The sequence below is a fragment of the Pseudomonas sp. B414 genome (assembly GCF_055408445.1).
Genome location: NZ_JBUZTQ010000089.1, coordinates 1 through 591, shown reverse-complemented (window position 1 = coordinate 591; position 591 = coordinate 1). Strand labels below are relative to the sequence as shown.

The 591-nt window shown below is 49.2% G+C and carries 1 rRNA gene; it reads left to right on the top strand.

The features are described from left to right. Window positions 1-59: 59 nt before the first annotated feature. Window positions 60-591 (top strand): 23S ribosomal RNA (locus ACZRMH_RS25815); the annotation flags it as partial.

Genomic DNA, 591 nt, shown 5'->3' with positions numbered 1-591 from the left:
CATGCGAATTTTCGGCGAATGTCGTCTTCATAGTATAACCAGATTGCTTGGGGTTATATGGTCAAGTGAAGAAGCGCATACGGTGGATGCCTTGGCAGTCAGAGGCGATGAAAGACGTGGTAGCCTGCGAAAAGCTTCGGGGAGTCGGCAAACAGACTTTGATCCGGAGATGTCTGAATGGGGGAACCCACCTAACATAAGTTAGGTATCTTAAGCTGAATACATAGGCTTAAGAAGCGAACCAGGGGAACTGAAACATCTAAGTACCCTGAGGAAAAGAAATCAACCGAGATTCCCTTAGTAGTGGCGAGCGAACGGGGACCAGCCCTTAAGCTGTATTGATGTTAGCGGAACGCTCTGGAAAGTGCGGCCATAGTGGGTGATAGCCCTGTACGCGAAAACATCTTTGCAGTGAAATCGAGTAGGACGGAGCACGAGAAACTTTGTCTGAATATGGGGGGACCATCCTCCAAGGCTAAATACTACTGACTGACCGATAGTGAACTAGTACCGTGAGGGAAAGGCGAAAAGAACCCCGGAGAGGGGAGTGAAATAGATCCTGAAACCGTATGCGTACAAGCAGTGGGAGCC